General features: G+C 68.6%; 26 protein-coding genes. 11 read left to right on the forward strand and 15 right to left on the reverse strand.

Translation table 11 applies throughout. The annotated features are described in order from the left end of the window. Positions 1–43: 43 nt before the first annotated feature. Positions 44–838, forward strand: coding sequence for a metallophosphoesterase family protein (locus tag ACIBL3_RS03740; RefSeq protein WP_396351614.1), 795 nt, complete (start codon positions 44–46; stop codon positions 836–838). A gap of 95 nt (positions 839–933) precedes the next feature. Here ACIBL3_RS03740 and ACIBL3_RS03745 read toward each other — a convergent pair whose 3' ends face one another. After that, on the reverse strand, positions 934–1578 hold the full coding sequence (locus tag ACIBL3_RS03745; RefSeq protein ID WP_396351615.1) for a GNAT family N-acetyltransferase: 645 nt from the start codon (positions 1576–1578) through the stop codon (positions 934–936). A 64-nt stretch (positions 1579–1642) separates the two neighbouring features. Here ACIBL3_RS03745 and ACIBL3_RS03750 point away from each other — a divergent pair, with 64 nt between their 5' ends. The 3 genes from ACIBL3_RS03750 to ACIBL3_RS03760 all read left to right on the forward strand — a co-directional run bounded on the left by ACIBL3_RS03750 (position 1643) and on the right by ACIBL3_RS03760 (position 4283). Beyond that, complete coding sequence (locus ACIBL3_RS03750) at positions 1643–2569, forward strand: hydroxymethylglutaryl-CoA lyase (RefSeq protein WP_396351616.1); 927 nt, start codon at positions 1643–1645, stop codon at positions 2567–2569. Positions 2570–2694: 125 nt separating this feature from the next. Further along, complete coding sequence (locus tag ACIBL3_RS03755) at positions 2695–3795, forward strand: hypothetical protein (RefSeq protein ID WP_396351617.1); 1101 nt, start codon at positions 2695–2697, stop codon at positions 3793–3795. Next, entirely contained in the window at positions 3792–4283 is a 492-nt protein-coding gene (locus ACIBL3_RS03760; protein ID WP_396351618.1) for a DUF1269 domain-containing protein, read from the forward strand. The genes ACIBL3_RS03755 and ACIBL3_RS03760 overlap by 4 nt, the downstream gene beginning before the upstream one ends. On the opposite strand, the gene ACIBL3_RS03765 is transcribed toward ACIBL3_RS03760, so the two are convergent. Continuing rightward, on the reverse strand, positions 4280–5107 hold the full coding sequence (locus ACIBL3_RS03765; RefSeq protein ID WP_396351619.1) for a helix-turn-helix transcriptional regulator: 828 nt from the start codon (positions 5105–5107) through the stop codon (positions 4280–4282). The genes ACIBL3_RS03760 and ACIBL3_RS03765 overlap by 4 nt on opposite strands. 49 nt (positions 5108–5156) lie before the next feature. Continuing rightward, a complete protein-coding gene (locus ACIBL3_RS03770) occupies positions 5157–5852 on the reverse strand; it encodes an EcsC family protein (RefSeq protein ID WP_396351620.1) in 696 nt (231 codons plus the stop codon). A gap of 141 nt (positions 5853–5993) precedes the next feature. On the opposite strand from ACIBL3_RS03770, the gene aat reads away from it, so the two are divergent. Next, positions 5994–6659, forward strand: coding sequence for a leucyl/phenylalanyl-tRNA--protein transferase (gene aat / locus ACIBL3_RS03775; RefSeq protein ID WP_396351621.1), 666 nt, complete (start codon positions 5994–5996; stop codon positions 6657–6659). Here aat and ACIBL3_RS03780 read toward each other — a convergent pair. Next, positions 6652–7344, reverse strand: coding sequence for a TetR/AcrR family transcriptional regulator (locus tag ACIBL3_RS03780; protein ID WP_396351622.1), 693 nt, complete (start codon positions 7342–7344; stop codon positions 6652–6654). The two genes, aat and ACIBL3_RS03780, sit on opposite strands and share 8 nt — an antisense overlap. 122 nt (positions 7345–7466) lie before the next feature. On the opposite strand from ACIBL3_RS03780, the gene ACIBL3_RS03785 reads away from it, so the two are divergent. After that, entirely contained in the window at positions 7467–7940 is a 474-nt protein-coding gene (locus ACIBL3_RS03785) for a nitroreductase family deazaflavin-dependent oxidoreductase (RefSeq protein ID WP_396351623.1), read from the forward strand. Here the strand turns inward: ACIBL3_RS03785 and ACIBL3_RS03790 are convergent. Then, entirely contained in the window at positions 7934–9727 is a 1794-nt protein-coding gene (locus tag ACIBL3_RS03790; RefSeq protein ID WP_396351624.1) for an ABC transporter ATP-binding protein, read from the reverse strand. The two genes, ACIBL3_RS03785 and ACIBL3_RS03790, sit on opposite strands and share 7 nt — an antisense overlap. Then, on the reverse strand, positions 9714–11513 hold the full coding sequence (locus ACIBL3_RS03795; protein WP_396351625.1) for an ABC transporter ATP-binding protein: 1800 nt from the start codon (positions 11511–11513) through the stop codon (positions 9714–9716). Before ACIBL3_RS03795 ends, ACIBL3_RS03790 begins: the two co-directional genes overlap by 14 nt. Positions 11514–11589: 76 nt before the next feature. Here ACIBL3_RS03795 and ACIBL3_RS03800 point away from each other — a divergent pair, with 76 nt between their 5' ends. After that, on the forward strand, positions 11590–12663 hold the full coding sequence (locus ACIBL3_RS03800; protein WP_396351626.1) for an adenosine deaminase: 1074 nt from the start codon (positions 11590–11592) through the stop codon (positions 12661–12663). Here the strand turns inward: ACIBL3_RS03800 and ACIBL3_RS03805 are convergent. The 7 genes from ACIBL3_RS03805 to ACIBL3_RS03835 form a co-directional block, all read right to left on the reverse strand. Beyond that, a complete protein-coding gene (locus ACIBL3_RS03805) occupies positions 12652–13092 on the reverse strand; it encodes a MarR family winged helix-turn-helix transcriptional regulator (RefSeq protein ID WP_396351627.1) in 441 nt (146 codons plus the stop codon). The genes ACIBL3_RS03800 and ACIBL3_RS03805 overlap by 12 nt on opposite strands. After that, entirely contained in the window at positions 13089–13325 is a 237-nt protein-coding gene (locus ACIBL3_RS03810; RefSeq protein ID WP_396351628.1) for a hypothetical protein, read from the reverse strand. Before ACIBL3_RS03810 ends, ACIBL3_RS03805 begins: the two co-directional genes overlap by 4 nt. Before the next feature lie 66 nt (positions 13326–13391). Continuing rightward, positions 13392–14174 (reverse strand): ABC transporter permease, encoded by a 783-nt coding sequence (locus ACIBL3_RS03815; protein ID WP_396351629.1) that lies wholly within the window; start codon positions 14172–14174, stop codon positions 13392–13394. Next, on the reverse strand, positions 14174–15151 hold the full coding sequence (locus ACIBL3_RS03820) for an ATP-binding cassette domain-containing protein (RefSeq protein ID WP_396351630.1): 978 nt from the start codon (positions 15149–15151) through the stop codon (positions 14174–14176). The genes ACIBL3_RS03815 and ACIBL3_RS03820 overlap by 1 nt, the downstream gene beginning before the upstream one ends. A gap of 146 nt (positions 15152–15297) precedes the next feature. Continuing rightward, positions 15298–15993 (reverse strand): helix-turn-helix transcriptional regulator, encoded by a 696-nt coding sequence (locus ACIBL3_RS03825; protein ID WP_396351631.1) that lies wholly within the window; start codon positions 15991–15993, stop codon positions 15298–15300. A 58-nt stretch (positions 15994–16051) separates the two neighbouring features. Beyond that, positions 16052–17140 (reverse strand): acyltransferase family protein, encoded by a 1089-nt coding sequence (locus ACIBL3_RS03830; protein ID WP_396351632.1) that lies wholly within the window; start codon positions 17138–17140, stop codon positions 16052–16054. Positions 17141–17325: 185 nt separating this feature from the next. Next, on the reverse strand, positions 17326–18279 hold the full coding sequence (locus ACIBL3_RS03835) for a GlxA family transcriptional regulator (RefSeq protein ID WP_396351633.1): 954 nt from the start codon (positions 18277–18279) through the stop codon (positions 17326–17328). An 82-nt stretch (positions 18280–18361) separates the two neighbouring features. On the opposite strand from ACIBL3_RS03835, the gene ACIBL3_RS03840 reads away from it, so the two are divergent. After that, positions 18362–18631 (forward strand): hypothetical protein, encoded by a 270-nt coding sequence (locus tag ACIBL3_RS03840; protein ID WP_396351634.1) that lies wholly within the window; start codon positions 18362–18364, stop codon positions 18629–18631. A gap of 23 nt (positions 18632–18654) precedes the next feature. On the opposite strand, the gene ACIBL3_RS03845 is transcribed toward ACIBL3_RS03840, so the two are convergent. Beyond that, the gene (locus tag ACIBL3_RS03845) at positions 18655–19827 is read right to left on the reverse strand and encodes a DUF418 domain-containing protein (protein ID WP_396351635.1); all 1173 of its coding nucleotides are present in this window, start codon (positions 19825–19827) and stop codon (positions 18655–18657) included. Between the two features lie 118 nt (positions 19828–19945). Between ACIBL3_RS03845 and ACIBL3_RS03850 the strand changes: the two genes are divergently transcribed. Next, the gene (locus ACIBL3_RS03850; protein ID WP_396351636.1) at positions 19946–20773 is read left to right on the forward strand and encodes a class I SAM-dependent methyltransferase; all 828 of its coding nucleotides are present in this window, start codon (positions 19946–19948) and stop codon (positions 20771–20773) included. Between the two features lie 56 nt (positions 20774–20829). Here ACIBL3_RS03850 and ACIBL3_RS03855 read toward each other — a convergent pair whose 3' ends face one another. Beyond that, a complete protein-coding gene (locus ACIBL3_RS03855) occupies positions 20830–20976 on the reverse strand; it encodes a hypothetical protein (RefSeq protein ID WP_396351637.1) in 147 nt (48 codons plus the stop codon). 133 nt (positions 20977–21109) lie between these two features. On the opposite strand from ACIBL3_RS03855, the gene ACIBL3_RS03860 reads away from it, so the two are divergent. Together ACIBL3_RS03860 and ACIBL3_RS03865 are read left to right on the forward strand one after the other, a co-directional pair. Next, complete coding sequence (locus ACIBL3_RS03860; RefSeq protein WP_396351638.1) at positions 21110–21967, forward strand: DNA-formamidopyrimidine glycosylase family protein; 858 nt, start codon at positions 21110–21112, stop codon at positions 21965–21967. Positions 21968–22030: 63 nt separating this feature from the next. Beyond that, complete coding sequence (locus tag ACIBL3_RS03865) at positions 22031–22354, forward strand: rhodanese-like domain-containing protein (protein ID WP_396351639.1); 324 nt, start codon at positions 22031–22033, stop codon at positions 22352–22354. Positions 22355–22583: the final 229 nt, after the last annotated feature.

Here is a 22583-nt window from a genome sequence, read left to right on the forward strand (position 1 = left end):
CAGCCGCGCTCAGGGTGTCGGAGGCGTGGGAGAGGATGGCGGCATGGCGGATGTGGGGCTGCAGAGGATCGCGTTGATCTCGGATGTGCATGGGAATTTGACCGCGTTGGAGGCGGTGCTGGCGGATATCAAGGGGCGGGGGATCGAGCGCATCTTCAACCTGGGTGACTACGTCGGGAAGGGGCCACGCGGTCAGGAGGTGGTCGATCGGTGCCGGCAGGTGTGTGAGGTGAACATCCTCGGCAACTGGGACGACTTCCTGCCGAACCCCGACCGCGAGCACGACAGCGAAGCGTTGCGCTGGTGGAAGAAGGAGCTGCGCGAGGATCAGTGGACGTGGCTGCGCGGCCTGCCGTTCTGCCACGACTTCCTGTTCAGCGGGCGGCAGATCCGGCTGTTCCATGCGTCGTCGACGAGTGTGCACCGGCGGGTGCGGTTCGACCACGACGAAGCGGAGTACCTCGGCATGTTCGAGAACACCGAGGCCACCGGCGACGGCCCGATCCCGACGGTCGTTGGGTACGCCGACACCCACGACCCGTTCTACGAGGTCGACCTCCACCGCACTTTGTTCAACATCGGCTCGGTCGGCAACAGTCTCGACGACCCAACCCCGGTCTACGTCATCCTCGAAGGCGTCCCGGACACCCGTGATCCGGCCCCGTTCTCGATCCAGTTCGTCCGCGTCCCGTACGACGCCCGCGGCGAGCTCGAGATCGCTCGCGAGCTCGGCATGCCTGAGCTCGACGGCTACGAGGCCGAGATCATCCACGGCCTCTACCGCGGCAACCACTACGCCGGCGAACCCCACACCTACCACCGTCGAGTTCGGAGCTAGAGGCAACTATCCTCAGGGTTGTCCACAGCTGTGGATGGTGTCTCCGCAACTAGATGCCGGAAGCAACTTTGTTGGATCCGCGGGGCTTCGGGCCGTCAGTCGACCAGCAGGGCTTCGGAGCCGACGAGTTGGTAGCCGGCAGCGAGGAAGGTGCGGAACGACGCGGCGTTGCCGGGCGTCACCTGGGCCCAGATGTGCGCGTCTGCTGGGACCAGCGCGCGGGCGGCCCGGGCCAGCCGCCGGCCGTGCCCCTTGCCCCGAGCGCCTTCGGGGACCTCGATCGCGCACTCGAACCGGCCCGCCAACCCGCGGCCCGTGAGCACGAGTCCGCCGTACGCGTCGACGTACACCCGAACGTCGTCCCGGTACCGCCGCGCCCGCTCGACGCGTGGGTGCTCGTGGTCGGTGAGCTCGGTCAGCCCGGCGATCGCGGCGTCACGTCCGGCGCGGTCGGTCAGCGCCGGCACCAGCAACATCCCGTCGATTCCGTTCACCCGGCGGCCGGTCGCTTCCTCAAGCGCCGAGAGGAACGGCGGGTTGGTCGGCGCCGACAGGTCGCCCGGCGGGACCCGCTCGGCGACCCACGCCGGGTCGACGTCCGCGGCGATCACGATGTGCCCGGTGAGCGCGACCACGGCGGCTTCGCGCGGCGAGGGCGCCGGTACGACGGTGACGCCGAGGTCCGGGGCGGGGAAGACGCCGCGTTCGATGCCGCGCAGAATGTCAGCCAGAGTTGTCATCACGAGCCATTGTGGAGGAGACCCCTCCCCGGCTCGACCCATCGACGCGACGGAGGCGACACACATGCGGAAGCCGCAACTGGTGCGAACGGACGGACTGCCCGACCGGGTCACGATCTACGAGGTCGGCCCGCGGGACGGCCTGCAGAACGAGTCGGCGATCGTCGACGTCGCGGTCAAGGCCGAGTTCATCCGCCGGCTGGTCGACGCCGGCCTGACCACGGTCGAGACGACCAGTTTCGTGCACCCGAAGTGGGTTCCCCAGCTCGCCGACGCCGCTGAGCTCCTGGAGGCGCTGCATCTGCCGGACGCCGTCCGGGCGCCGGTCCTGGTGCCGAACGAACGCGGGCTGGACCGCGCGCTGGCCGCGAACGTCCGGGAGATCGCGATCTTCGCGAGTGCCACCGAGACGTTCGCCGCGAAGAACCTGAACTCGACGCTGGACGAGCAGTTCGCGATGTTCACACCGACGATCCAGCGGGCGCTGGCCGAAGGGCTGGCGGTGCGCGGGTACGTGTCGATGTGTTACGGCGACCCGTGGGAGGGCGACGTACCGATCGACCAGGTGGTGAAGGTCGGCGCGCGTCTGGTCGACCTCGGCTGCCACGAGCTCTCCCTGGGCGACACGATCGGCGTCGCGACCCCAGGTCAGGTGACCGCGCTGCTCGCCGCGTTCGCTGCTGCCGGGGTCGGTGTGGACAAGCTGGCCGTCCACTTCCACGACACCTACGGCCAGGCGCTCGCCAACACCCTCACCGCCCTGCGCGAAGGCGTCACCACCGTCGACAGCTCAGCCGGCGGCCTCGGCGGCTGCCCGTACGCCGAAAGCGCCACCGGCAACCTCGCCACCGAAGACCTCCTCTGGCAACTGGACGGCCTCGGCATCCAAACCGGCGTAGACCTGGAGCAACTGGTCCAAACCAGCACCTGGATGGCGACCCAACTAGGCAAACCCTCCCCAAGCCGAGCAGTCCAAGCCCTAGCTCGCTGAGCCCGACCCCTCGCCTGCTGTCCTTCCGCTTCGAGTCTATCGGCGCAGGCGGCGCGCCAGCTGTAGTTATCCACAGACCTGGGATGTGGGTGTGGGCTACGGTCGGGGGGACGGTCGGGGGTTTTATGGGCGTTGACGTGGTGTTCTGGGCGGTGGTGCTGGCGCGGTTCGGGTTGCCGTTGTTGATTCCGCGGTATCCGTTGCCGGCGATCGTGGGATGCCTCGTGCTCGACGGCGTGGATCAAACGATCTTTCAGTCGTTCGGGTTCGATCCGCCGTTCTACCAGAGCTACGACAAGGCGATGGACGTGTTCTACCTGTCGGTGGCGTACCTCGCGAGCCTGCGGAACTGGACCAGTCAGGCGGCGGTCGGGATCAGCCGGTTCCTGTTCTTCTTCCGGCAGGTCGGCGTGGTCGCGTTCGAGTTGTCGGGGCTGCGGTTCCTGCTGCTGTTGTTCCCGAACACGTTCGAGTACTTCTTCATCGCGTACGAGGCGATCCGGACCCGCTGGGACCCGGCGAAGTTCGGGTTCCGGTTCTGGGCGCTGGTCGCGGGCGGCATCTGGGTCTTCGTGAAACTGCCGCAGGAGTACTGGATCCACATCGCGCAACTGGACGTCACCGACCTGATCGCGGACACCAGCTGGTTCGGTCCGTTGCTGCTGGTCGCCGTACTCGTCCTGATTGCGGTGCTGCTCCTGATCGTCCGTCCGCGGCTGCCGCAACCGGACTGGTCGTGGAAGGTCGAGGCCGACCCGCTGCCCGAGGAAATCGACGAGGCGCGTGAGCGGGCGGCGTTCCAGGCCGCGCATCGCAGGGTCTTCGACGGTGCTGCGGTGGAGAAGATCTTCCTGATCGGCCTGATCAGCGTGATCTTCGGCAACGTGCTGCCGGCCGTCCAGGCCAGCAGCCTGGAGATCTTCGTCAGCATCGCGATCTTCGCCGTGATCAACTCGGCGCTCGGCCTGTGGTCGGCCCGGCGGGGCCGGTCGTGGGAGTCCGCGACGATGTCGTTCGCGGTGGTGTTCGCGACGAACGTCGTCCTGGTCACCGTCGGCGACCTGGTGCTGGGCCGGGACGACGAGGGCCTGCCGCTGGTCGACACGCTGTTCTTCATCTTCCTGTTCAGCATCCTGACGATGCTCTACGACCGCTACCGCCCGATCCACGACTACCGCGTGCACGCCGCGGTGACCGCTCGACAGCCGAAGGGAGAGGAATCATGACCGACCTGATCGTCCTCGGATTCCCGAGCCGTGACCTCGCCGAGGAGGCCCGCCGGCGGATCACCGAACTGGAAGCGATCGAGGCCCTCCAGCTCAGCGGCGTCGCGGTTGCCTGCCGCCACGAGAACGGCGAGGTCGAGCTCATCAACCCGCTTCGGCTGACCGCCAACGGAGCCGTCGCGGGCGCAGCCGGCGGCGGGCTGGTCGGTCTGATGCTGCTCATTCCACTGCTGTCGGCAGCGGTCGGCGCCGCGGCGGGCGCGGTCGGCGGCACGGTGTCGGCCGGTATCCTCAACGCCCAGTTCGTCCGTGGCCTCAGGCAGACCCTCGAGCCTGGCCGCGCGGCGCTGCTCCTGGTCGTCCGGAACGTCGTGGACGGCGACAAGGCGATCGAGCAGATCAAACCGCTGTCACCGCAGGTCCTGCGCACCACCTGGTCCGACGAGCAAGAGCGCCGCCTGATCGCCGCTCTAGCCGACCACTCTTAGACCAACGCGCGGCGCGTCAGCGGCAGGCGATCGCGAGTCTGCGTATCCGCCGGCGTCTCGACGAAGAGGACGAGGTCGGGGTGGGCGGCGACCGCCAACTCGGTCACGGTGAAGCGCAACTCCCCCGCGATCGGGTGCCGGAGGTGGCGAGGACGCGGGCTGCACGCGGCAACCTCGTGCCGCAACCAGAGCGCCTCGAACTCGGGACTGAGTTTGCGCAGCCGCTCGAGGTCCGTCTCCCACTCCGGGTCGCCGACATGTTCGCCGTACGACGAGCGCAGCCGGGCCACCAGATACGGCACTTCCTCGTCGTAGTTCAGCAACTGCTCCCGCGCCCGCGGCTCGGTGACTAGGCACCAGAGCAGGTTCCGGTGGATGCAGGGCAGCGTGTGCCAGTCGTGGAAGAGGTCACGGAAGGCCTGGTTCGGCTGGATGATGTCGAACCGGGTGTTCGTGATCACCGCGGGCAACGGATCGAGAGCGCTGAGGATCTCGCCGAACACCGCCTCGTTCGCGCAGACGCTCGCGCGGGGCGGCCGCACCGGAGTCGCCTCGGCCAGCCGGTACAGGTGCTCGCGCTCGATCGAACTGAGCCGCAGAGTCGCCGCCACCGCGTCGAGCACCTGGCCGCTCACGTTGATCGGGCGGCCCTGCTCGAGCCAGGTGTACCAAGTAACCCCGACGCCCGCGAGCTGCGCGAGCTCCTCGCGACGCAGTCCCGGCGTACGGCGTCGCCCGCCGGCGGGCAGCCCGACATCCTCGGGGGCCACCCGGGCGCGACGCGCCTTCAGGAACTCCCCGAGCTCGGCTCGGCGATCACTCACCGACCCATCGTCGCCGCAGCCGCCGACAGTTTCCGAGAAGGGACCCGGGTCAGGGCTCGATCGGACGACGGATGCGGCGCACCAGGCTCTTGTCGGCGTACTCGGCGATCCGCCACGTCGCGAACCCGTCGACCCCGGCGCCGACCGCGCCACCGAGCAGCGGGATCCGGCGGGTGACGGTCAGTGCCATCCGCTTCCCGCTGATCCGGGCGATCAGTTCGGCGACCACCTCGCCGGCGACCTGACGGTCCAGCTCCGGGTCGAACACCGGCGCGGTCGCGATCGCCAGCGGCGACGTCGGCAGGCTCGACTTCTTCAGCCGGTCCAGTACGCCTTCCTCGCCGAGCATGCACGTGATCACCGCGGTGCGAACCCGCGGATCGTCCAGGTCGTATCCGCGCAGGTGCGCGATCGAGGCCACCATCCGTGCCTGCACGATCGCCAGACCGGTCAGGTTTGCCGGCAGCGCGACCGGGAGGGTCACGAGTCCGCCGATGCTGGTCACGAACCCCTGCAGACCGGCCAGCCGGATGTGCTGGTCGATCACCGCGTCGATCGCCAACTGCGCGTCACCACCGGACCTGGCCAGCTTCGCCTCGGCGATCTGCTCGGCCCCCGGGAACCGTTGGTACCCGTCGATCGCGACCTCGAGAATCTGGCGCAGCACACCCGCCGCTGCCTGCGGGGCGAACCGCTGCGCGGCGGGCGCGAGACTGCTGGCGACGAACCTGACCACTCCGGCCACGGGTACTCCTTCCCGCCCTCCCCGCGTCCGAGTCCTGGGCGTGCTTCAACTCTACGTGCCCCCGGGATTGCCGCCACTCGGGAGAAACCCCCGGTGTCCCCCGACCCCGCGGCGGGCGTGCGGGTGGTCCAGGATTGGGGTGTGCCTGTCGAGCCTGCTGCGTCTGTGTGGGACTTTCCGCCGGTGGCGGTTGCCGGGGCGAGTGACATCGTCGCCGGCGGGGCGGATCTGCAGCCCGGGACCGTGCTGGCGGCGTACCGGCGGGGGCTGTTCCCGATGCCCGACCATCGCGGCTCGCTGCTGTGGTGGTCGCCGGTCGACCGCGGGGTCATCGAGGTCGCCGGGTACCAGCCGTCGCGGTCGGTACGGCGGGCCCGGAGCAAGTTCGAGATCCGGGTGAACACCGCGTTCGACCGGGTGATCCGCGCCTGCGCCGACCCGCGTCGCCCCGGGTCCTGGATCGACCGCGGCATCATCGCGTCGTACACCGAGCTGCACCGCCTCGGCTGGGTGCACTCCGTCGAGGCCTGGGACGGCGACGAGTTGGCCGGCGGCCTGTACGGCGTCGCGATCGGCGGACTGTTCGCCGGCGAGTCGATGTTCCACCACAAGACCGACGGCTCCAAGGCCGCCGTGGCCGGGCTGATCGAGCTGCTCGACGACGAGTACGCCGACCAGCGCGTGCTCGACATCCAGTGGGTCACCGACCACCTGGCGACTCTCGGCGCGGTCTCGATTCCGCGCGAGACCTACGTCCGCCGGGTGGCGAACGCCGTGAACCTGCCGCTGCCGAAGGCGTTCAGTTGAGACCGACGAAGGCAGCCATCTGCCGGGTCGTCGAGGCGAAGAACGCGTCCGCCGGATCCATCGTCCCGACCAGCTGACCGAACAGCTCGAAGCTGATCATCCCGAACAGCTGCGTCCACACGATCCCCATCCGCAGCAGCACCGGCGGTGGGACCCCCGGCGCCAACGGCGCGAGCACCTGCACCTGCTCGGCCAGTACGCCGTCCGGCACCGGAGCATCCTCTGGTACCACAAGCAGCCCTTCGCCCTGAGCGCGTTCCAGCAGGCCGAGCAGGACGATCGGGACCCGGCTGGCCGGCTGCACGGTCGTCTGCGGCGCCTTGTAACCGCTGATCGGCGAACCGTAGATCAGCGCGTACTCGTGCGGACTGGCGCGTGCCCAGTCCCGCACCGCCGCGCAGATCGCCAGCCATGCGTCGAGTGGTCGCTCGTAGCCACGGGAGGCCGCGACCTCAGCTGCTTCACCGAGGGCGTCGTACGCGTCGATGATCAGCGCGGTCAGCAGGTCGTCCCGGCTGGGGAAGTAGCGGTAGATCGCCGACGACACCATGCCCAACTCGCGGGAGATGGCGCGCAGCGACAAGTCCGCGGCGCCATCGGTCGCGAGCTGCCGGCGGGCGATCGTCTTGATCTCCTCGGTCAGCTCGGCCCTGGCCCTCTCCCGTGCGGTGCGTCCGGCGTTCATGACAGCAGTCTGCCACAAAACCGAGAGCAGTGCTCTTGACAGTGAGCAGCGCTTCCGTGTTCACTGATCACAACAGAGAGCACCGCTCTCGCAAACCGGAGCACACCAGGAGAGGTACGACGATGCCGCAGTACAACCAGACCTACGACAGCAAGCGCGTGATCACCGCCGCCGAGGGCAGCATGCGGGTCTTCAACCGGATCGTCGCCCGCCTGACCAAGCTCGGCCTGAGCCTGATGGGCAGCCGGGTGCTCTCGGTCCGCGGCCGCAAGACCGGCGACTGGCGGAGCACACCGGTCAACCTGCTGGTCGTCGACGGCCAGCGCTACCTGGTCGCGCCGCGCGGTCACACCCAGTGGGTGCGGAACCTGCGGGCGCACCCCGAGGGCCGGCTCCAGCTCGGCCGCAAGATCGAGACGTTCCGGGCCGAGGAGGTCGCCGACGCCGACAAGACGCCGATGCTGCGCCTGTACCTGAAGAAGTGGGCCTGGGAGGTCGGCACCTTCTTCAGCGGTGACGTCGACAAGAACTCGCCCGACGAGGTCCTGCGCCACATCGCCCCCGGCGTCCCCGTCTTCAAGATCCACGCTCAGTGATAGGCGGCGGCCTGGATCCGGTAGAGCTCGGCGTAGTGCCCGTCCCGCGCCATCAGCTGGTCGTGCGTTCCGGTCTCCACCACCCGGGCGCCGTCCAGAACCACGATCAGATCGGCCATCCGGACGGTCGAGAACCGGTGTGAGACCAGGATCGTGATCCGCCCGTCGGTGCTGTCCTTGGCCGCCGCCGCGTAACGCTCGAACAGGGCATGCTCGGTCTCGGCGTCCAGTGCGGCGGTCGGCTCGTCGAGGACCAGCAGCAACGGCCGGTTGCGCATGAAGCCACGGGCCAGCGCGAGCTTCTGCCACTGACCGAAGCTGATCTCCGCCCCGCTCGGCCAGGTGGCGCCGAGCTGGGTGTCGAGCCCGGCCTCGAGCCGCTCGACGACATCCTCCGCACCGGCCCGGCCGACCGCCGTCGTGACGGCCGGCTCGTCGTCGAGTCGCGGGAGGTCCCCGAGCCCGACGCTGTGGCCGGCCCGGAATTCAAACCGGAAGAAGTCCTGGAACGCACCGGCGACCGCGAGCCGCCACGCTTCCGCCGGAATCCGGTCCAGTGGCTGCCCGTCGACCAGGACCCGCCCGCCGGTCGGCTCGTAGAGCTTGCAGATCAGCTTCACCAGAGTCGACTTGCCGGCGCCGTTCTCGCCGACGACCGCGACCACTCGGCCGGCCGGCAGCAGCAGGTCGACATCCTCCAACGCGGGCCGGGACGCTCCGGCGTATGTGAAGGAGACGTGGTCCAGCCGGATGCCGTCGGTGAGTCGCTCCGGCGCCGGCAGATCCGCGGAGTCGTCGAACGAGGCCGCGTAGTTCTCCAGCCAGACCAACCGCCGGGACCCGTCCAGCCAGATCCCCCGCAGGAACCCGATCTCGCCGACCGTCGCTCCGATGTACGCCGACAACCGCGCACCGGCTGCCAAGATCAGCAGGACGTTGCCGACCGAGCCGTTCGGTCCGGACACGACGAACAGTACGGCGCCGACGTACGCCGCCCCGAAGATGGCCCAAGCGGCCGCATGCCAGGCCGAACTGGTCCACCGGGCGCTTGCGATGGCGCCGTACCACTTCTCCCACTCGCGGCGGCGGTTCACCACGAGGTCCTGGCCGATGCCCACGACCCGGACCTCCTTGCCGGGGGCAGCGGTGGTGGCGGTCTTGAACAGGTGGTCGGCCAGCCGGCTGTGGGCGGCGTACTTCTCCTCGACAGCACGCTCGACGCCCGGTCGCCAACTGGAGCTGACGACCGTCGGCAGGGCGAACACCAGCAGGAGGATCAGCGCCGGATCGATCGACATCAGCAGGGCGACGGTCACCCCAAGTCGCACCAACCAGCCGCAGGTCGAGAACAGTGACATGTACATGTGGTCGAGCACGAACACCTGCTTGCGCAGCACAGACAGCCGGTCCAGAAAGTCGCGTCGTTCCTGGTGCTCGACGGTGGCGACTGACGCCTGCAGCCGGGCGACATGCGCCTCGAGCATGATCGTCACGCGGTCCCGGAACCGCCGGGTGATCCGGGTCGAGACTGTCCGCAGGAACCAGGTCGCCGTGACGGACACCGCCAAACCGCTCGCAGCGAGCAGTACGGCGCGCCGGTCGTTGTCCAGCACGCCGTCCGCAAGGATCTTTAGCCACAACGCGAGCAGTGCGTCCGGCAGCGCGGCAAGCAGCGTCATCGCGAAGGAGAAGACCAGGAGACGGGGCTCGTGCTGGTAGCCGAGCTTGCACAGCCGCCACATCGCCGGCAGCCCCTTGGGCAGGTCGTCGACGTCAGAGCGTGTCATAGCTGACTCCTTCCTCGTCGACCTCCGCGGTGAACCGCTGGGCCTGCAGGTCGAACATCGTCCGGTACCGTCCGCCGAGCTCCATCAGCTCGTCGTGGCTCCCGAGCTCGACGACTCGGCCGTGCTCGAGCACGCAGATCCGGTCGGCGTGCCGGACGGTGGAGAAGCGGTGCGAGATCAGGATCGTGGTGACGTCCCGGGTCGCGGTCAGGATCCGGTCGAAGATCGCCGCCTCACCCCGGACGTCCAGTTGCGCCGTCGGTTCGTCGAGCAGCACCAGCCCGGCACCCTGCCGTACGGCGCACAACGCCCGCGCCAGCGCGACCCGTTGCCACTGACCACCGGACAGGTCGGTGCCGTCGCCGTACCCGGTCGCCAAGCGGGTCTCGAGGTCGGCCAGGTCACCGGCGCCGGCGTCGGCGAGCGCGGCCAGGATGTCCGCGTCCGACGCGCCGCCCGGGGCCACGTTGTCCCGCAACGGAAGCTCGAGCCGGAGGAAGTCCTGGAAGACCGCCGCGACGCGGGTCCGCCACGCATCCACGTCGAGGTCCTGCAGGTCGTTTCCTTCGACTTGGATCGCTCCGGCGTCAGGGTCGTACAACCGGCAGAGCAGCTTGGCCAGGGTGGTCTTGCCGGCGCCGTTCTGGCCGACGACGGCCAGCGACGAGCCTGCTGGCACGGTCAGGTCGAGTCCGTCGAAGACCGGTTCCGCGGAGTGTGGATACCGGAACCTCAGATCCCGGATCTCGATCGCGACCGCGCCTCGCGGATGCGGCATCCGGCGGCCGGACGTCAGTGCGCCGGCCGGCTCCATCGCGGGCCGCAGCCGGCGTACGGCGGCCACCGGCGCCGACGCACCGTCGAGCGCCCAGTTCAGACCGCCGAACGCGATCATGCTGACCCCGACCGCGACCTGAGCGAACGTCACCAGCCGATCGAGCTCCAGCCGGCCGTCGATCGCCGCCGCTCCGAGCGCCCAGAAGACCAGGCCGTTGGCCACGGCCACGATCAGCAGGCTCCAGACCAACGGACGCTCACGCAGTCGCGTGGCGGCGTACTGGAGCTCGAACAGCCGCCGACGCCGATCGGTGAACCGCTCCACGGTCCAGCCGGCCAGACCGAACAGCCGCAGCTCCTTCGCGGCTTCCGGCTCGACGGCCAGTTGGTATGCGTAGTCCGCGTGCCGCTGCGCCGAGCGGACCTCGGCCGTGTTCCGGTCCTTCCAGACACCGCTCTCCCGCAGCAGCCAGTGCGTCGCCGCCCAGGCGACGACGAGCACCAGCGGCGCCCACCAGCTGAATCCGAACAGCACCACCGCGGACGCAAGACCGCCGACGAGCTCGACCAGACTGCCCGCGACGAAGTCGACGTTCAGGTACATCGGCGGACCGGTCTGCCCGCGGTCGAACTCGCGGGCCACGGTCAGGTCCTCGCTGAGGTCCGGATCCTCGAGGTGACCGATCCCAGGCGGTTCCACACAGGCCTTGGCGAGTACGTCGTTCAGCCAAGCGGCCACGCGGCTGCCCAAGTTGGCGCTGACCGCCTGGTGCACCGGAGTGAGCACCTGCAGCAGGACGAACGTGATCCCCATCAGGCTCAACGGCCCGGCCAGGGCGGACCCGTGCTGGACCGCCCCGATCACCCGGCCCATCGAGATCGCGAACACCGCGGGCAGCGCGCCGCGGGCCAGCAGCAGGACCCACCAGAGGGTGGCCAGCACAGGATCGGCCCGGGGCAGAACGGCGAAGAACTGCCATTCGGGGCGACCACGCAGCCGGCTCACCATTTGCTCACCATGACACGCGGCACCGACGGATTTCTTGAACGTTTGCCGGATCCGGGGCGGCTGGCAGGATGGCGGCATGATCACCCCCGAGGAGTTGAACGCGGCCCCGAAGGTTCTGTTGCACGACCATCTGGACGGCGGTCTGCGGCCGGAGACCGTGCTGGAGCTGGCTCGGGAGATCGGGCACCAGGTGCCGCGGAACGACGCCGCGGAGCTGGGGGCGTGGTTCGTCGAGTCGGCGGACTCCGGGTCGCTCGAGCGGTACCTGGAGACGTTCGACCACACCGTCGCGGTGATGCAGAACGCCGCGGCGATCCAGCGGGTGGCCAGTGAGTGTGTGCAGGATCTGGCGGCGGACGGTGTGGTCTACGCGGAGATCCGGTACGCGCCTGAGCAGCACTTGACCGGCGGATTGACGCTGGAGCAGGTGGTGGATGCCGTACGCGAGGGGTTCGAGCACGGCATGGCGACCGCGGAGCGGCCGATCGTCGCGCGGCAGTTGCTCACCGCGATGCGGCACAAGGCCCGGTCGCGGGAGATCGCCGAGCTCGCGGTCGCCTACCGCGACGCCGGAGTGGTCGGGTTCGACATCGCCGGCGCGGAGGCGGGATACCCGCCCACCCGGCACCTGGACGCGTTCGAGTACCTGCAGCGCGAGAACGCGCACTTCACCATCCACGCCGGCGAGGCGTTCGGGCTGCCGTCGATCTGGCAGGCGATCCAGTGGTGCGGCGCGGACCGGCTCGGTCACGGCGTCCGGATCATCGACGACATCAACTACGACCCCGTCGGTGACAAGGCCGAGCTCGGGCGGCTCGCGGCGTACGTCCGGGACCGGCGGATCCCGCTCGAGATGTGCCCGAGCTCGAACCTGCAGACCGGCGCCGCCGAGTCGATCGCCGACCACCCGATCGGCCTGCTCGCCAAGCTCCGCTTCCGGGTCACCGTCAACACCGACAACCGGCTGATGAGCGGTACGTCGATGAGCCGCGAGCTCACCCTGCTCGCCGAAGCCTTCGACTACGACCTCGCCGACTTCCGCTGGTTCGCCATCAACGCGATGAAGTCCGCCTTCATCCCGTTCGACGAACGCCTCACGATCATCGACGACATCATCAAGCCCTGGTACGCCGCAGCCCTAAAGAGCTGACTCGAGATTGCCGATCGCCCGGGCAGTGAGCTCCAGATAACCGGCCGCTTCCGCCTCCGTCAGTCCCTGGACGGCCAGGGCGTTCACCGACCGCGCGGCGGCGACCAGTTCAGGCTGGAGCGCGCGGGCGTGGTCGGTCAGGTAGACGCGAATCCGGCGCCGGTCGTCCGGGTCGGGATCGCATCGGACCAGACCGTCGCGCTGCATGCGCTGCAACGTCTTCGCCATCGTCGCCTGCTCGATCCGCACCCGGTCACACAGCTCCCGTTGCGTCAGCCCGTCTTCCTCGAACAGCACAAGCAACTGCGCGAACTGCCCAGGCACCACGCCGTACGGCGCTATCCGAGCCGCCAGCGTGTGCGCGAGCAGCCGAGCGAGATGGTTGACCTGATAGCCGAGCGACTCCCCGCGAAACAAGCCGTCCGTCACGCCTGGCTCCTCAGCCTGCGAGCCAACCGCCGAACCTTCGGCCACTGCCACATCAGCACCCCGGACGCCGCCAGCAGCGGCAGAATCACCCAACGAACTGCCGCTTCGAGCGCGGCAGCGCCTGGCGCATACACGTACGCGACCACCGCGATCCCGGCGACCAGATGAGCCAGCCGCTGCCGATCGCGAACCTTCTTGCCCCCGCCGGTCCGGCGGGTGGTGATTGCAGTCATGACGACCTCACCTCAATTCCATAGCTTGCTATGAGTTTTGCATAGCAAGCTATCGAATTCAAGGTGTCAGACCGAGCGCTGGTAGGTACGGAAGGCTCGGGTGGAGAGCCAGGCGACGACCAAGGTGAAGACCAGCAGGTAGGCGCTGTGGCGGGCTACCGATGACCAGTCGGGGTTGGCGGAGAGGGCCTCGCGGGCTGCGGTGGCGGCCCAGTCGACGGGGTTGTAGCGGGCGGCGACGTTGAGCCAGTGCGGGGCGACCTCGGGGTCGATCATGATCGAGGACATGAAGGTCAGGGGGAGCGAGACGAACTGGGAGATGCCGATCAGCGCCTCCTGCTGACGGGTCAGCAAGGCCACAGCGTTGGACAGCGAGCCGAAGGCGGTGCCGACGAGGATCGCCGCGCCGACCGTGACCGCGTAGCCGGCAGCGCTCCCGTCGTACCGGGCGCCGGCCGCGATGCCGATCGCGAACACCAGCACGGTCTGGATGAACATCGTGGTCGCGTTGCTGACGAGCTGCCCGGCCATCAGGCCGCCGCGGCTGACCGGCGAGGCGAGCAGCCGGTCCATCACCCCGCGTTCCATGTCCGCGATGAACGTGGTGCCGTTCCAGCCGCTGTTCATCAGCGCGGTCATCATCACGATCCCAGGCGTGAGGAAGGCGATGTACGACGAGTCGCCGAAGCCGGGGATCTCCACCACGCCTTTGAACAACTGCCCGAACAGCAGCAACCAGATCGCCGGCTGGATCAAGGTGAACGCGATCAGCGCCGGCTGCCGGTACTGCGCCCGCAGCCAGCGTCCGGTGATGAACCGGGTGTGCCCGAGAAACGCGACCGTGCTCATCACGCCGCCTCGCCCTCAAGAGAACGGAACGACCGTCCGGTGTACCGCAGGTAGACGTCGTCCAGCGACGGCCGCGACACCGTCACCGCGGTGACCGGAATCGCCTTGTCCTCAAGGGTTCCCAGTACGGCGGGAACGGCCGTCGCCCCGTGGTCGACCCGAAGCCGCAACGTGTTGCCCTCGACAACAATCTCCCCGACTCCCGGCAACTCCCCGAGCAGCGCGCGAACGCTCAGCGAGCTGTCCGGAGCCAGCAGTTCGACGTTCACGGAGTCGCCCCGCAGCTCGGCCTTCAACGCCTCCGGGGTGCCCGAGGCAACGATCTTGCCGTGGTCGACGATCGCCAACCGGTCGGCCAGCCGGTCCGCCTCCTCGAGGTAGTGCGTGGTGAGCAGCACGGTCAGCCCTTCCTGGCCCGACAGCCGCCCGACCTCGTCCCACAGGTCGGCCCGCGCTTCCGGATCGAGTCCGGTCGTCGGCTCATCCAGGAACAACACCCGCGGCCGGTGGACCAGGCCGAGTGCGACATCGAGCTTGCGCTGCATACCGCCGGAGTACGTCTTCACCTGGCGATCGCCCGCGTCGGTCAGGCCGAACCGCGCCATCAGTTCCGCTGCTCGCCGTACCGCTTCCGTACGGGTCAGGCCGTAGATCCGGCCGCCCAGCACGAGGTTCTCGACTCCGGTGGCCTGGGGGTCGGAGCTGGACTTCTGCGGGACGTAGCCGATGGCCCGCCGTACTGCGTCCTGCTCGGTGTTGACGTCGTACCCGGCCACCCGGGCCGTGCCGGAGTCGGCGCGGGAGAGGGTGGTGAGGATCTTGACGGTGGTGGACTTGCCGGCGCCGTTCGGGCCGAGCAAGCCGAGTACGACGCCTTCCGGGACGCTGAAGGTGAGACCGTCGAGCGCGCGCAGCGGTGGGTTCTTGCGGCCGGCTGGGTACGTCTTGACCAGATCGATCGCTTCCAGGGCATGCATGTGACTCCCTTGTGGTGACGGGAGCCGATCCGCAGCTGGCTATCCTGATGGGTGCGCCTTGGGACCAGGTCTTCGGACCGGCTCGAGGAAACTGCGGCCCTCGACCTGTGGTGTTGCCGCACCTCGGTCGGGGGCCGTCCTGCTGACTACTTGGCTTCCGGCGGCATCGCCTGCATCCAGGTGAACTCGGCGCCGAAGTACTTGACGGGGTCTTTCAGTTGGTCGACCGGGCTGATGCCCTCCTCTTCGAAGTTCTTCCAGGCCTGGCGCCAGAACGCCGACCCGTCGAGGGTGTTGCTCCGGATCGCCTCGGTGAGCTCGTGGACGTATGCCGACTCGGCCTCGAGCAGCGCCAGCCGGAACTCCGACTCGACCCAGAAGATGCGCGGCAACTCCATCGACGCCATCTGGTCGTGCGCGGCGGCGACCTGCTCGATCTCCGTGTCGATCGCCTTCACCCGCTGCTCCAGGAGCTCCACCACCCGGTCGGGCGGCAGGCCGGGCAGGTAGGCGAGGCCCGCCTCGAGTGGGTGGAACTCGCGGCTCGGCGTACCGAGCAACTCGGTCAGCCAGTCGCGGAACTCCTCCTGGCCGGCGTCGGTGATCTGGTAGACGGTGCGCTCCGGCCGGTTGCCCTCGCGGATCGTCTCCCGCGCCTCGATGAAACCGTTCTTCTCCAGCGCCGTGACGACGGAGTAGAGCGAGCCGTAGTTGAGCTTGATGCTCTGGTCCTTGCCGCGGGCCCGCAGGATCGTCGAGATCTCGTAGGGGTGCATCGGCCGCTCGGCCAGGCTGCCCAGGATCGCGAACGCGAGCGGGTTGCCGACCTTCCGTCGCGCCATGACTGCCCCCTCGACCTCGATTACTCGAAATCGAGTATCAGGCTCCGGGTATCCGGCGTCAAGTAGTCAGCCAGACCAGGGCGCGGAAGCCGAGGCGGCGGAGCGGTGGGCGGATCGGGGTGTTGGCCAGGGCGCGGTACACCGGTTGTTCGACGTACGTCGTGAGCAGCCAAGCCAGCGCGATCACGCCGGCCACCGCGCCGGCGATTTGCGTCAGACGGCCCGCGCCGATCGCCATCAGGTGGTACGCGATCAGGTAGCCGAGCTCCTGGTTGAGCAGGTAGATCGCGAACGAGATCCGCGCCAGGAACTGGATCGGACGCCGGATCGGCGCGAACACACGCCAGTCCGGTCCCCGAGCGGCCAGCGCCACGAACACGAGCAGGACGCCGATGCCCAACGACGACGGCAGGTCAGCTGTGTGCGCATGTTGAGCGAAGACGGTCGCCACGAGGAGCGCGCCCAGGTGCACCACGTTGATCCGGCGCTGGGCCCAGAGCCAGATCGCAATGCCGATCGCGAACAACTGCAGTCGGTGCAGTCCGAGGCCGTTCCACGCCTGCTGGACCCAGAACGGGCTGTGCACGATCCGGTCGTTCCAATCGAGGATCACCGGCGCCAGGATCATCACCCAGAGCAGTCCGGTGATGCGCCCGGCCGTACCCATGCCGCGCGGCCAGAGCAGTGCAGCGGCGGCGAAGGCGATCAGCTGTAGCGGCAGCGTCCAGTAGGAGCCGTCGATGAGCTGTACCGACGGGTCGAACGAGGCGGCCAGCGTCAGGTTGCCCCACAGGTCATGCGGCGTCGGCAGGAGCCAGTTGTCCGGCCCGATCAGGATCAACGCCGTGTAGGTGACCAGTACGGCGGCCAGGTACGGCGGCAGCACCCGGCAGACCCGGCGCCACAGCCAGCGCGCGGTGGGACCCTTCCGGATCGTCACGCAGACGAAGTACGCGCTGATCACCAGCAGGACGCTGGCGCCGACCTGGAACGGGTACTTGCCCAGCGGCGTACCGAGCTCGGGGTGCAACTCCGGCCCTTGGTACGTCGTGTGGGTGAAGACCACTGCGAGGACGGCGAGAACACGGACGACGTCCCAGCTCAGACGTCGGGAGGTGCTGGCCCGGGACGGGTCCGGCGTTGCCACAGTCGCTCCAACTTCTCTCGGCTCGCCGATCTGTTCGGCCGTTACCCCCCTGTGACACTCGAAGGATCCTAGAAGGCCCGGGTGGGGGCACCGCAAATTCTGTGGGCGGTCTCACGCTCCCCGGAGCATGTCAGAGCGACTTCACGCAGTGCAATCAGAGGGTCAGCACAGCGTAACGATGGTTGTCAGCTGGCGGTGCGGAAGGTACGGCGGTAGTCCTGTGGTGGCACGCCCACCACCCTGCGGAAGTGGTGCCTTAGCAAAGCGGCCGTCCCGAATCCGGACTCGGCGGCGATCTGCTCGATGCCCATTCGGGTCTGCTCGAGCAACGTGCGCGCTCGCAGCACGCGCTGCGTGGTGACCCACTTCAGCGGCGTCGTCCCGGTCTCCGCGACGAACCGCCGAGCGAACGTCCGCTCCGACATCTGCGCCCGCCGGGCCAGCGCCGGCACGGTGTGCTCGATGGTCAGATTGTCGACCATCCAGTCGAGCACCGGCTGCAGGCTCTCGCCCGACGACTCCGGCACCGGTACGTCGACATACTGCCGCTGACCGCCGTCGCGCTGCGGCGGGACGACCATCCGGCGCGCGATCCGGGTGGCGATCGCGCTGCCGAGCTCACGCCGGACCAGGTGCAGGCAGGCGTCGATCCCGGCCGCGGTGCCGGCGCTGGTGATGATGTTGCCGTCGTCGACGAACAAGACGTCGGCGTCCAGCTTGGCCAGCGGGAACGTCTCCTGGAAGAGCTTCTCGTAGCGCCAGTGCGTGGTGCAGGGCCGGCCGTCCAGCAGCCCTGCCTTGCCGAGCACGAAGGCGCCCGAGCAGACCGTCAGCAGGATCGCGCCGCGCGCCTCGGCCCGTCGCAGGGCGTCCAGGATCCGCTCGTCGTACTCCTCCCGCCAGGTCGTCGCCGGGAGCGCGACCAGGTCGGCGTCCTCGAGCTCCTCCAGCCCGTACGGCGCGATCACCGCGGAGTGGCTGCTGCTGCGCAGCGGCTCGCCCGGCCGGGTCGAGCACACCTTGAAGTCGAATGCGGGCACCCCGTCGTCGGTCCGGTCGATCCCGAACACCTCCGACACCACGCCGAACTCGAACATGGCGACGTCCTCCATGAGGACGACAGCGATCTTTTGGAGCATGCCGCCAGTATGGCAGGAATTTGTGGAACTATGTCAATAGTGCCAGTGGTGGCAGGATCTAGTAGGTAGCAAAATCTATGCCATGACCGGAATCCTTCTTCTCGCAGTACTCGCGCTGGCCGTGATCGCGGCTCTGGAGCTCAGCAACAGGCGTCACTCGACCGGTCTCACCACCGGTCCGAACGGCTCCTGGGTGACTGGCGACCGTGACCAGGCCCGGACCAAGCTCGACCTGCTCGCCCTCGGTGGCGCGGCCGAGCCCCTCAACCGCAAGCCCGCTACGACCGCAGGCACCGTGCACAGCATCCGCCGGGCCCGCACCCTTGCCCACCACGGCCGCAACGCGGCCTGACACGACCGCAGACCGCCGGGACCTCACCCGGCGGTCTTGCGCTGCCAGGTGGGAGCGTTCGCGTTGGTAATGGCCCGCAGCACACCTTCCACCGGCCCGTAGCCGTAGCGGTTCATCCAGACGTGGCTCAGCACGACCTGTACGGCGAAGATCGCGACGGCGAACCCCATCGTTTCCAGCGGAGACACCTGCCCGACCAGGCCGAACCCGATGCCGGTGAAGATCAGCATGGTGGCCACTGACTGACCCAGGTAGTTCGACAAGGCCATCTGCCCGGCCGGTGCGAGCACCCGCCGCACGTCCTGCCCCTTGTCTGAGTGCATGATCCGCAGCAGCGTTGCGACGTACGCCGCACAGAGGAACGGTGCGGTGAGCACGCTGGCCAGGACGGAGCCGGTGTCGCCGTTGCCGGCCGCCGCGTACATCATCCCGCCAGTGATGCCGACGACGAATCCGACCAGTTGGATCAGCCGCAGCACAGCCTCTTGGCCGTTGATGTTCGCGAGCAGCCGACGTCGGCCGGCAACCAGGCCGAGCAGGAAGGCGGCGAGCGTCGTCGGGCCCTGCACCGTGAGCAGAGAGAGGCCGTACGTCGGTAGTGCCGCGACGTGCTCGCCGACGATGTCGCCGAACGACCCGCCGAGGTTCGCAGTCGTCTCCTGCGCCGCGGCGACCGCGCCGGCAGGGTCCAGGAACGCCGAGCTGTCCATGAAGAGCACGGCGGCGCCCAGCGTGATGAAGAGGTAGGCGTAGATCGCGCCGACCACGATCAGCGCCGTACGGTCTCGCACCCGCCGCATCGCCAGCAGGATCAGGCCGATCAGCGCGTAGACGCTGAGGATGTCGCCGGTGATCAGGAAGATCCCGTGCAGGGCGCCGATCACGAAGAGACCGCCCAGCCGGCGCATCATCCGCGGCTTGAACGCGGCGCCGGCGCGCTGAGCCGCCTCGACCTGCAACTGGAAGCTGTAGCCGAACAGGAACGAGAACAGCAGGTAGAACTTCATGTCCACGAACGTCGAGGACACCCAGTGCACTGCCTGGTCGAGCCACGACTGGTGTGCCGGATCGTCGGCTACGTGGATCGGGAACCCCGAGGCGGCGAAGGTGATGTTCACGACCAAGATGCCCAGCAGGGCGAATCCACGCAACGCATCGACGTCCTGGATGCGGGTCCGGCTCAGTACCTGGCTCATGACCTCCAGCACACCAGTGCGCTGTACCTCACACAGTCGGCCTGGACCTCCCACCGAGGTGGACTTACCTCCACTAATTGCTGTGACGCGGCCGTGGGCGTGTGGCATGGTCGCGGCTGTGAGCGACTACCGGGACGTGAATCGCGCCAACTGGGACGAGCGGGTGCCGGCGCACGCCGCGTCTCCCGGCTACAACGTGCAGAAGTTCGAGGAGGACCCGCAGTACCTCAGTGAGGTGGTCCGGTTCGACCTGCCCCGGCTCGGCGACATATCCGGGCTGCGTGCGGTGCACCTGCAATGCCACATCGGCACCGACACGGTGTCACTCGCGCGGCTCGGCGCCCGGATGAGCGGGCTGGACTTCTCCGCGCCCGCGATCGCGCATGCGCAGACGCTGGCGGATCGGCTAGGGCTCGAGGCGGACTTCCACGTCGCCGACGTGTACGACGCGGTCGACGTGCTCGGCGCCTCGTCGTACGACCTGGTCTTCACCGGGATCGGCGCGCTGGGCTGGCTGCCGAGCATCACCCGGTGGGCGGAGACGGTCGCCGGACTGCTGAAGCCGGGTGGGCGACTGTTCCTCCGCGAGGGTCACCCGATGCTGTGGGCGCTCGACGCCGAGCCCGGGGACACGAGCCCGGTCCTGAGGTACCCGTACTTCGAGACCGCCGAGCCGATCGTGTGGGACGAGGGCGGGACGTACGTCGAGACCGATGTGGAGTTCTCGCACAACGTCACGCACGAGTGGAACCACGGGCTGTCCGAGATCATCACCGCGATCCAGCGGACCGGTCTGGTCTTCGACTCGCTCGCCGAGCACGACAGCGCGCCCTGGGAAGCCCTGCCCGGGCTGATGACCGCGGACGAGTCCGGCGAGTGGCGGCTGACCGACAACCCGCACCGGCTGCCGGCGACGTACACGCTGCAGGCACACAAACCTGCCTGAGCGCACACTTCTGGCCCGGCTGTGCACGAGCAGCCGGGCCGAAGTCCAGGGTGCTGCTAGTGGGCGCCGCCGCGGCGCTGCTGCACCTTGTGGAACGCTTCCTTGAGCTTGCGCTGGTTCTCAGGCTTGCTGAGCTCGCGCTGCGCGACCTGCGCCAGCTTGGCGACGACCGCACCCTTGACCAACGTCTTCACAAACCCCATCAGGGCCTCCCTACTCTCTTGCTCCACGACGCTACCGTCCCGGGCCAACAAACGCTTGCGGGTTCACCCCACCGATTCCCTGTTCCCACCCTGAACCGGGCAAACTGTCCCCGCGGTAAGGCACACTGGGACGGTGCCAGAGTTGCCGGAGGTCGAGTCGCTGGCGGCGTTCCTGCGCGAGCGCGCCGTCGGCCGGGCGTTCGTGCGCGCCGACATCACCGCGATCAGCGCGCTGAAGACCTACGACCCGCCGATCTCGAGCCTGGTCGGGCTGCTGATCGACGACGTCAAGCGGCACGGGAAGTTCCTCGACATCGAGGCCCAGGGCGTGCACCTGGTCATCCACCTGGCCCGTGCGGGCTGGCTGCGATGGAAGGAGGAGCAGTCGACCACGCTGGTGCGGCCGGGCAAGGGCCCGATCGCGCTGCGGACGGTGTTCGACGACGGCTCCGGCTTCGACCTGACCGAGGCCGGCACCCAGAAGAAGCTCGCGGTGTACGTGGTGCGTGAGCCGGCCGAGGTGCCGGGGATCTCGCGGCTCGGTCCGGATCCGTTCACGCTGTCACTCGACGACTTCGGCGCGATCCTGAAACGCGAGGGCCGGGTGCAGCTGAAGGGTGTGCTGCGGAACCAGTCGGTGATCGCCGGGATCGGCAACGCCTACTCCGACGAGATCCTGCACGTGGCGAAGATGAGCCCGTTCAAACCCGCGTCGAACCTCACCGAGGACGAGCTCGAGCTGCTGTACGACGCGATGCTCGAGACCCTCCAGGACGCGGTCGACCGCTCCGCCGGCCTCGCCGTACAGGACCTGAAGTCGGAGAAGAAGTCCGGCCTGCGTGTGCACGGCCGCAAGGGCCAGAAGTGCCCGGTCTGCGGCGACATCGTCCGCGAGGTCAGCTTCCACGACTCCTCCCTCCAGTACTGCGCCACCTGCCAAACCGGCGGCAAACCCCTGGCCGACCGCCGCCTCTCCAAGCTCCTCAAGTAATCCCATCGCGTTCCCGAGGTCCTGCGTCCCGGCGTCGACCGGCGGCCTGACATGATCGACAGCATGTTCCAGAACCAGGAGATTCCCTCGGTCGTGGTGGCCGAGTTGGACGACGCCCTGCTGGCCGAGGCGTTCGTTTTGGATGTGCGCGAGCCGGACGAGTGGGACCGCGGGCACATCGAGGGGGCGAACCACATCCCGCTCGGTGAGCTGCAGGAGCGCGTGGGCGAGGTGCCGCTGGACCAGAAGGTGCTGTGCGTGTGCGCGGTCGGCGGGCGGTCCGGGATGGCGACCCAGTTCCTGAACCAGCTCGGTCGCGAGGCGATCAACCTGGACGGCGGCATGCACGCCTGGCAGACCTCCGGCCGCCCGGTCAGCACCAACTGACCGAAGCCTCGATCCGTGGGCCCGGCCGCGCTGCGCGGCGCTCGGCGGGCACATCGCGGCGTTGGAGGACGAGGCACGGAGAACCCCACTCCGAGCCTCGTCCTCCGCCTTGCGCTGCACTCCGCCGAGCACCTGCTCGCTGCTGCCCGGGCCCACGGATCGAGGCTTCGCCGAGGAGAAAACCTTCCGGTCGGGCTCTGGAGGCGTTACTTTGTCACCGGTCGGTTGA

Source organism: Kribbella sp. NPDC050124, assembly GCF_044460355.1.
Classification (GTDB): Bacteria; Actinomycetota; Actinomycetes; order Propionibacteriales; family Kribbellaceae; genus Kribbella.

Bases quoted from the DNA above. Each gene is read 5' to 3' on its own strand.
- ACIBL3_RS03840 (WP_396351634.1), top strand. From the start codon at position 18,362: ATGACCGGAATCCTTCTTCTCGCAGTACTCGCGCTGGCCGTGATCGCG.
- ACIBL3_RS03795 (WP_396351625.1), bottom strand. From the start codon at position 11,513: ATGGTGAGCCGGCTGCGTGGTCGCCCCGAATGGCAGTTCTTCGCCGTT.
- ACIBL3_RS03740 (WP_396351614.1), top strand. From the start codon at position 44: ATGGCGGATGTGGGGCTGCAGAGGATCGCGTTGATCTCGGATGTGCAT.
- ACIBL3_RS03845 (WP_396351635.1), bottom strand. From the start codon at position 19,827: ATGAGCCAGGTACTGAGCCGGACCCGCATCCAGGACGTCGATGCGTTG.
- ACIBL3_RS03815 (WP_396351629.1), bottom strand. From the start codon at position 14,174: ATGAGCACGGTCGCGTTTCTCGGGCACACCCGGTTCATCACCGGACGC.
- ACIBL3_RS03785 (WP_396351623.1), top strand. From the start codon at position 7,467: ATGCCGCAGTACAACCAGACCTACGACAGCAAGCGCGTGATCACCGCC.
- ACIBL3_RS03825 (WP_396351631.1), bottom strand. From the start codon at position 15,993: ATGGCGCGACGGAAGGTCGGCAACCCGCTCGCGTTCGCGATCCTGGGC.
- ACIBL3_RS03865 (WP_396351639.1), top strand. From the start codon at position 22,031: ATGTTCCAGAACCAGGAGATTCCCTCGGTCGTGGTGGCCGAGTTGGAC.
- ACIBL3_RS03835 (WP_396351633.1), bottom strand. From the start codon at position 18,279: ATGCTCCAAAAGATCGCTGTCGTCCTCATGGAGGACGTCGCCATGTTC.
- ACIBL3_RS03790 (WP_396351624.1), bottom strand. From the start codon at position 9,727: ATGACACGCTCTGACGTCGACGACCTGCCCAAGGGGCTGCCGGCGATG.
- ACIBL3_RS03780 (WP_396351622.1), bottom strand. From the start codon at position 7,344: ATGAACGCCGGACGCACCGCACGGGAGAGGGCCAGGGCCGAGCTGACC.
- ACIBL3_RS03750 (WP_396351616.1), top strand. From the start codon at position 1,643: ATGCGGAAGCCGCAACTGGTGCGAACGGACGGACTGCCCGACCGGGTC.
- ACIBL3_RS03755 (WP_396351617.1), top strand. From the start codon at position 2,695: ATGGGCGTTGACGTGGTGTTCTGGGCGGTGGTGCTGGCGCGGTTCGGG.
- ACIBL3_RS03855 (WP_396351637.1), bottom strand. From the start codon at position 20,976: ATGGGGTTTGTGAAGACGTTGGTCAAGGGTGCGGTCGTCGCCAAGCTG.
- ACIBL3_RS03745 (WP_396351615.1), bottom strand. From the start codon at position 1,578: ATGACAACTCTGGCTGACATTCTGCGCGGCATCGAACGCGGCGTCTTC.
- ACIBL3_RS03810 (WP_396351628.1), bottom strand. From the start codon at position 13,325: ATGACTGCAATCACCACCCGCCGGACCGGCGGGGGCAAGAAGGTTCGC.
- ACIBL3_RS03800 (WP_396351626.1), top strand. From the start codon at position 11,590: ATGATCACCCCCGAGGAGTTGAACGCGGCCCCGAAGGTTCTGTTGCAC.
- ACIBL3_RS03760 (WP_396351618.1), top strand. From the start codon at position 3,792: ATGACCGACCTGATCGTCCTCGGATTCCCGAGCCGTGACCTCGCCGAG.
- ACIBL3_RS03820 (WP_396351630.1), bottom strand. From the start codon at position 15,151: ATGCATGCCCTGGAAGCGATCGATCTGGTCAAGACGTACCCAGCCGGC.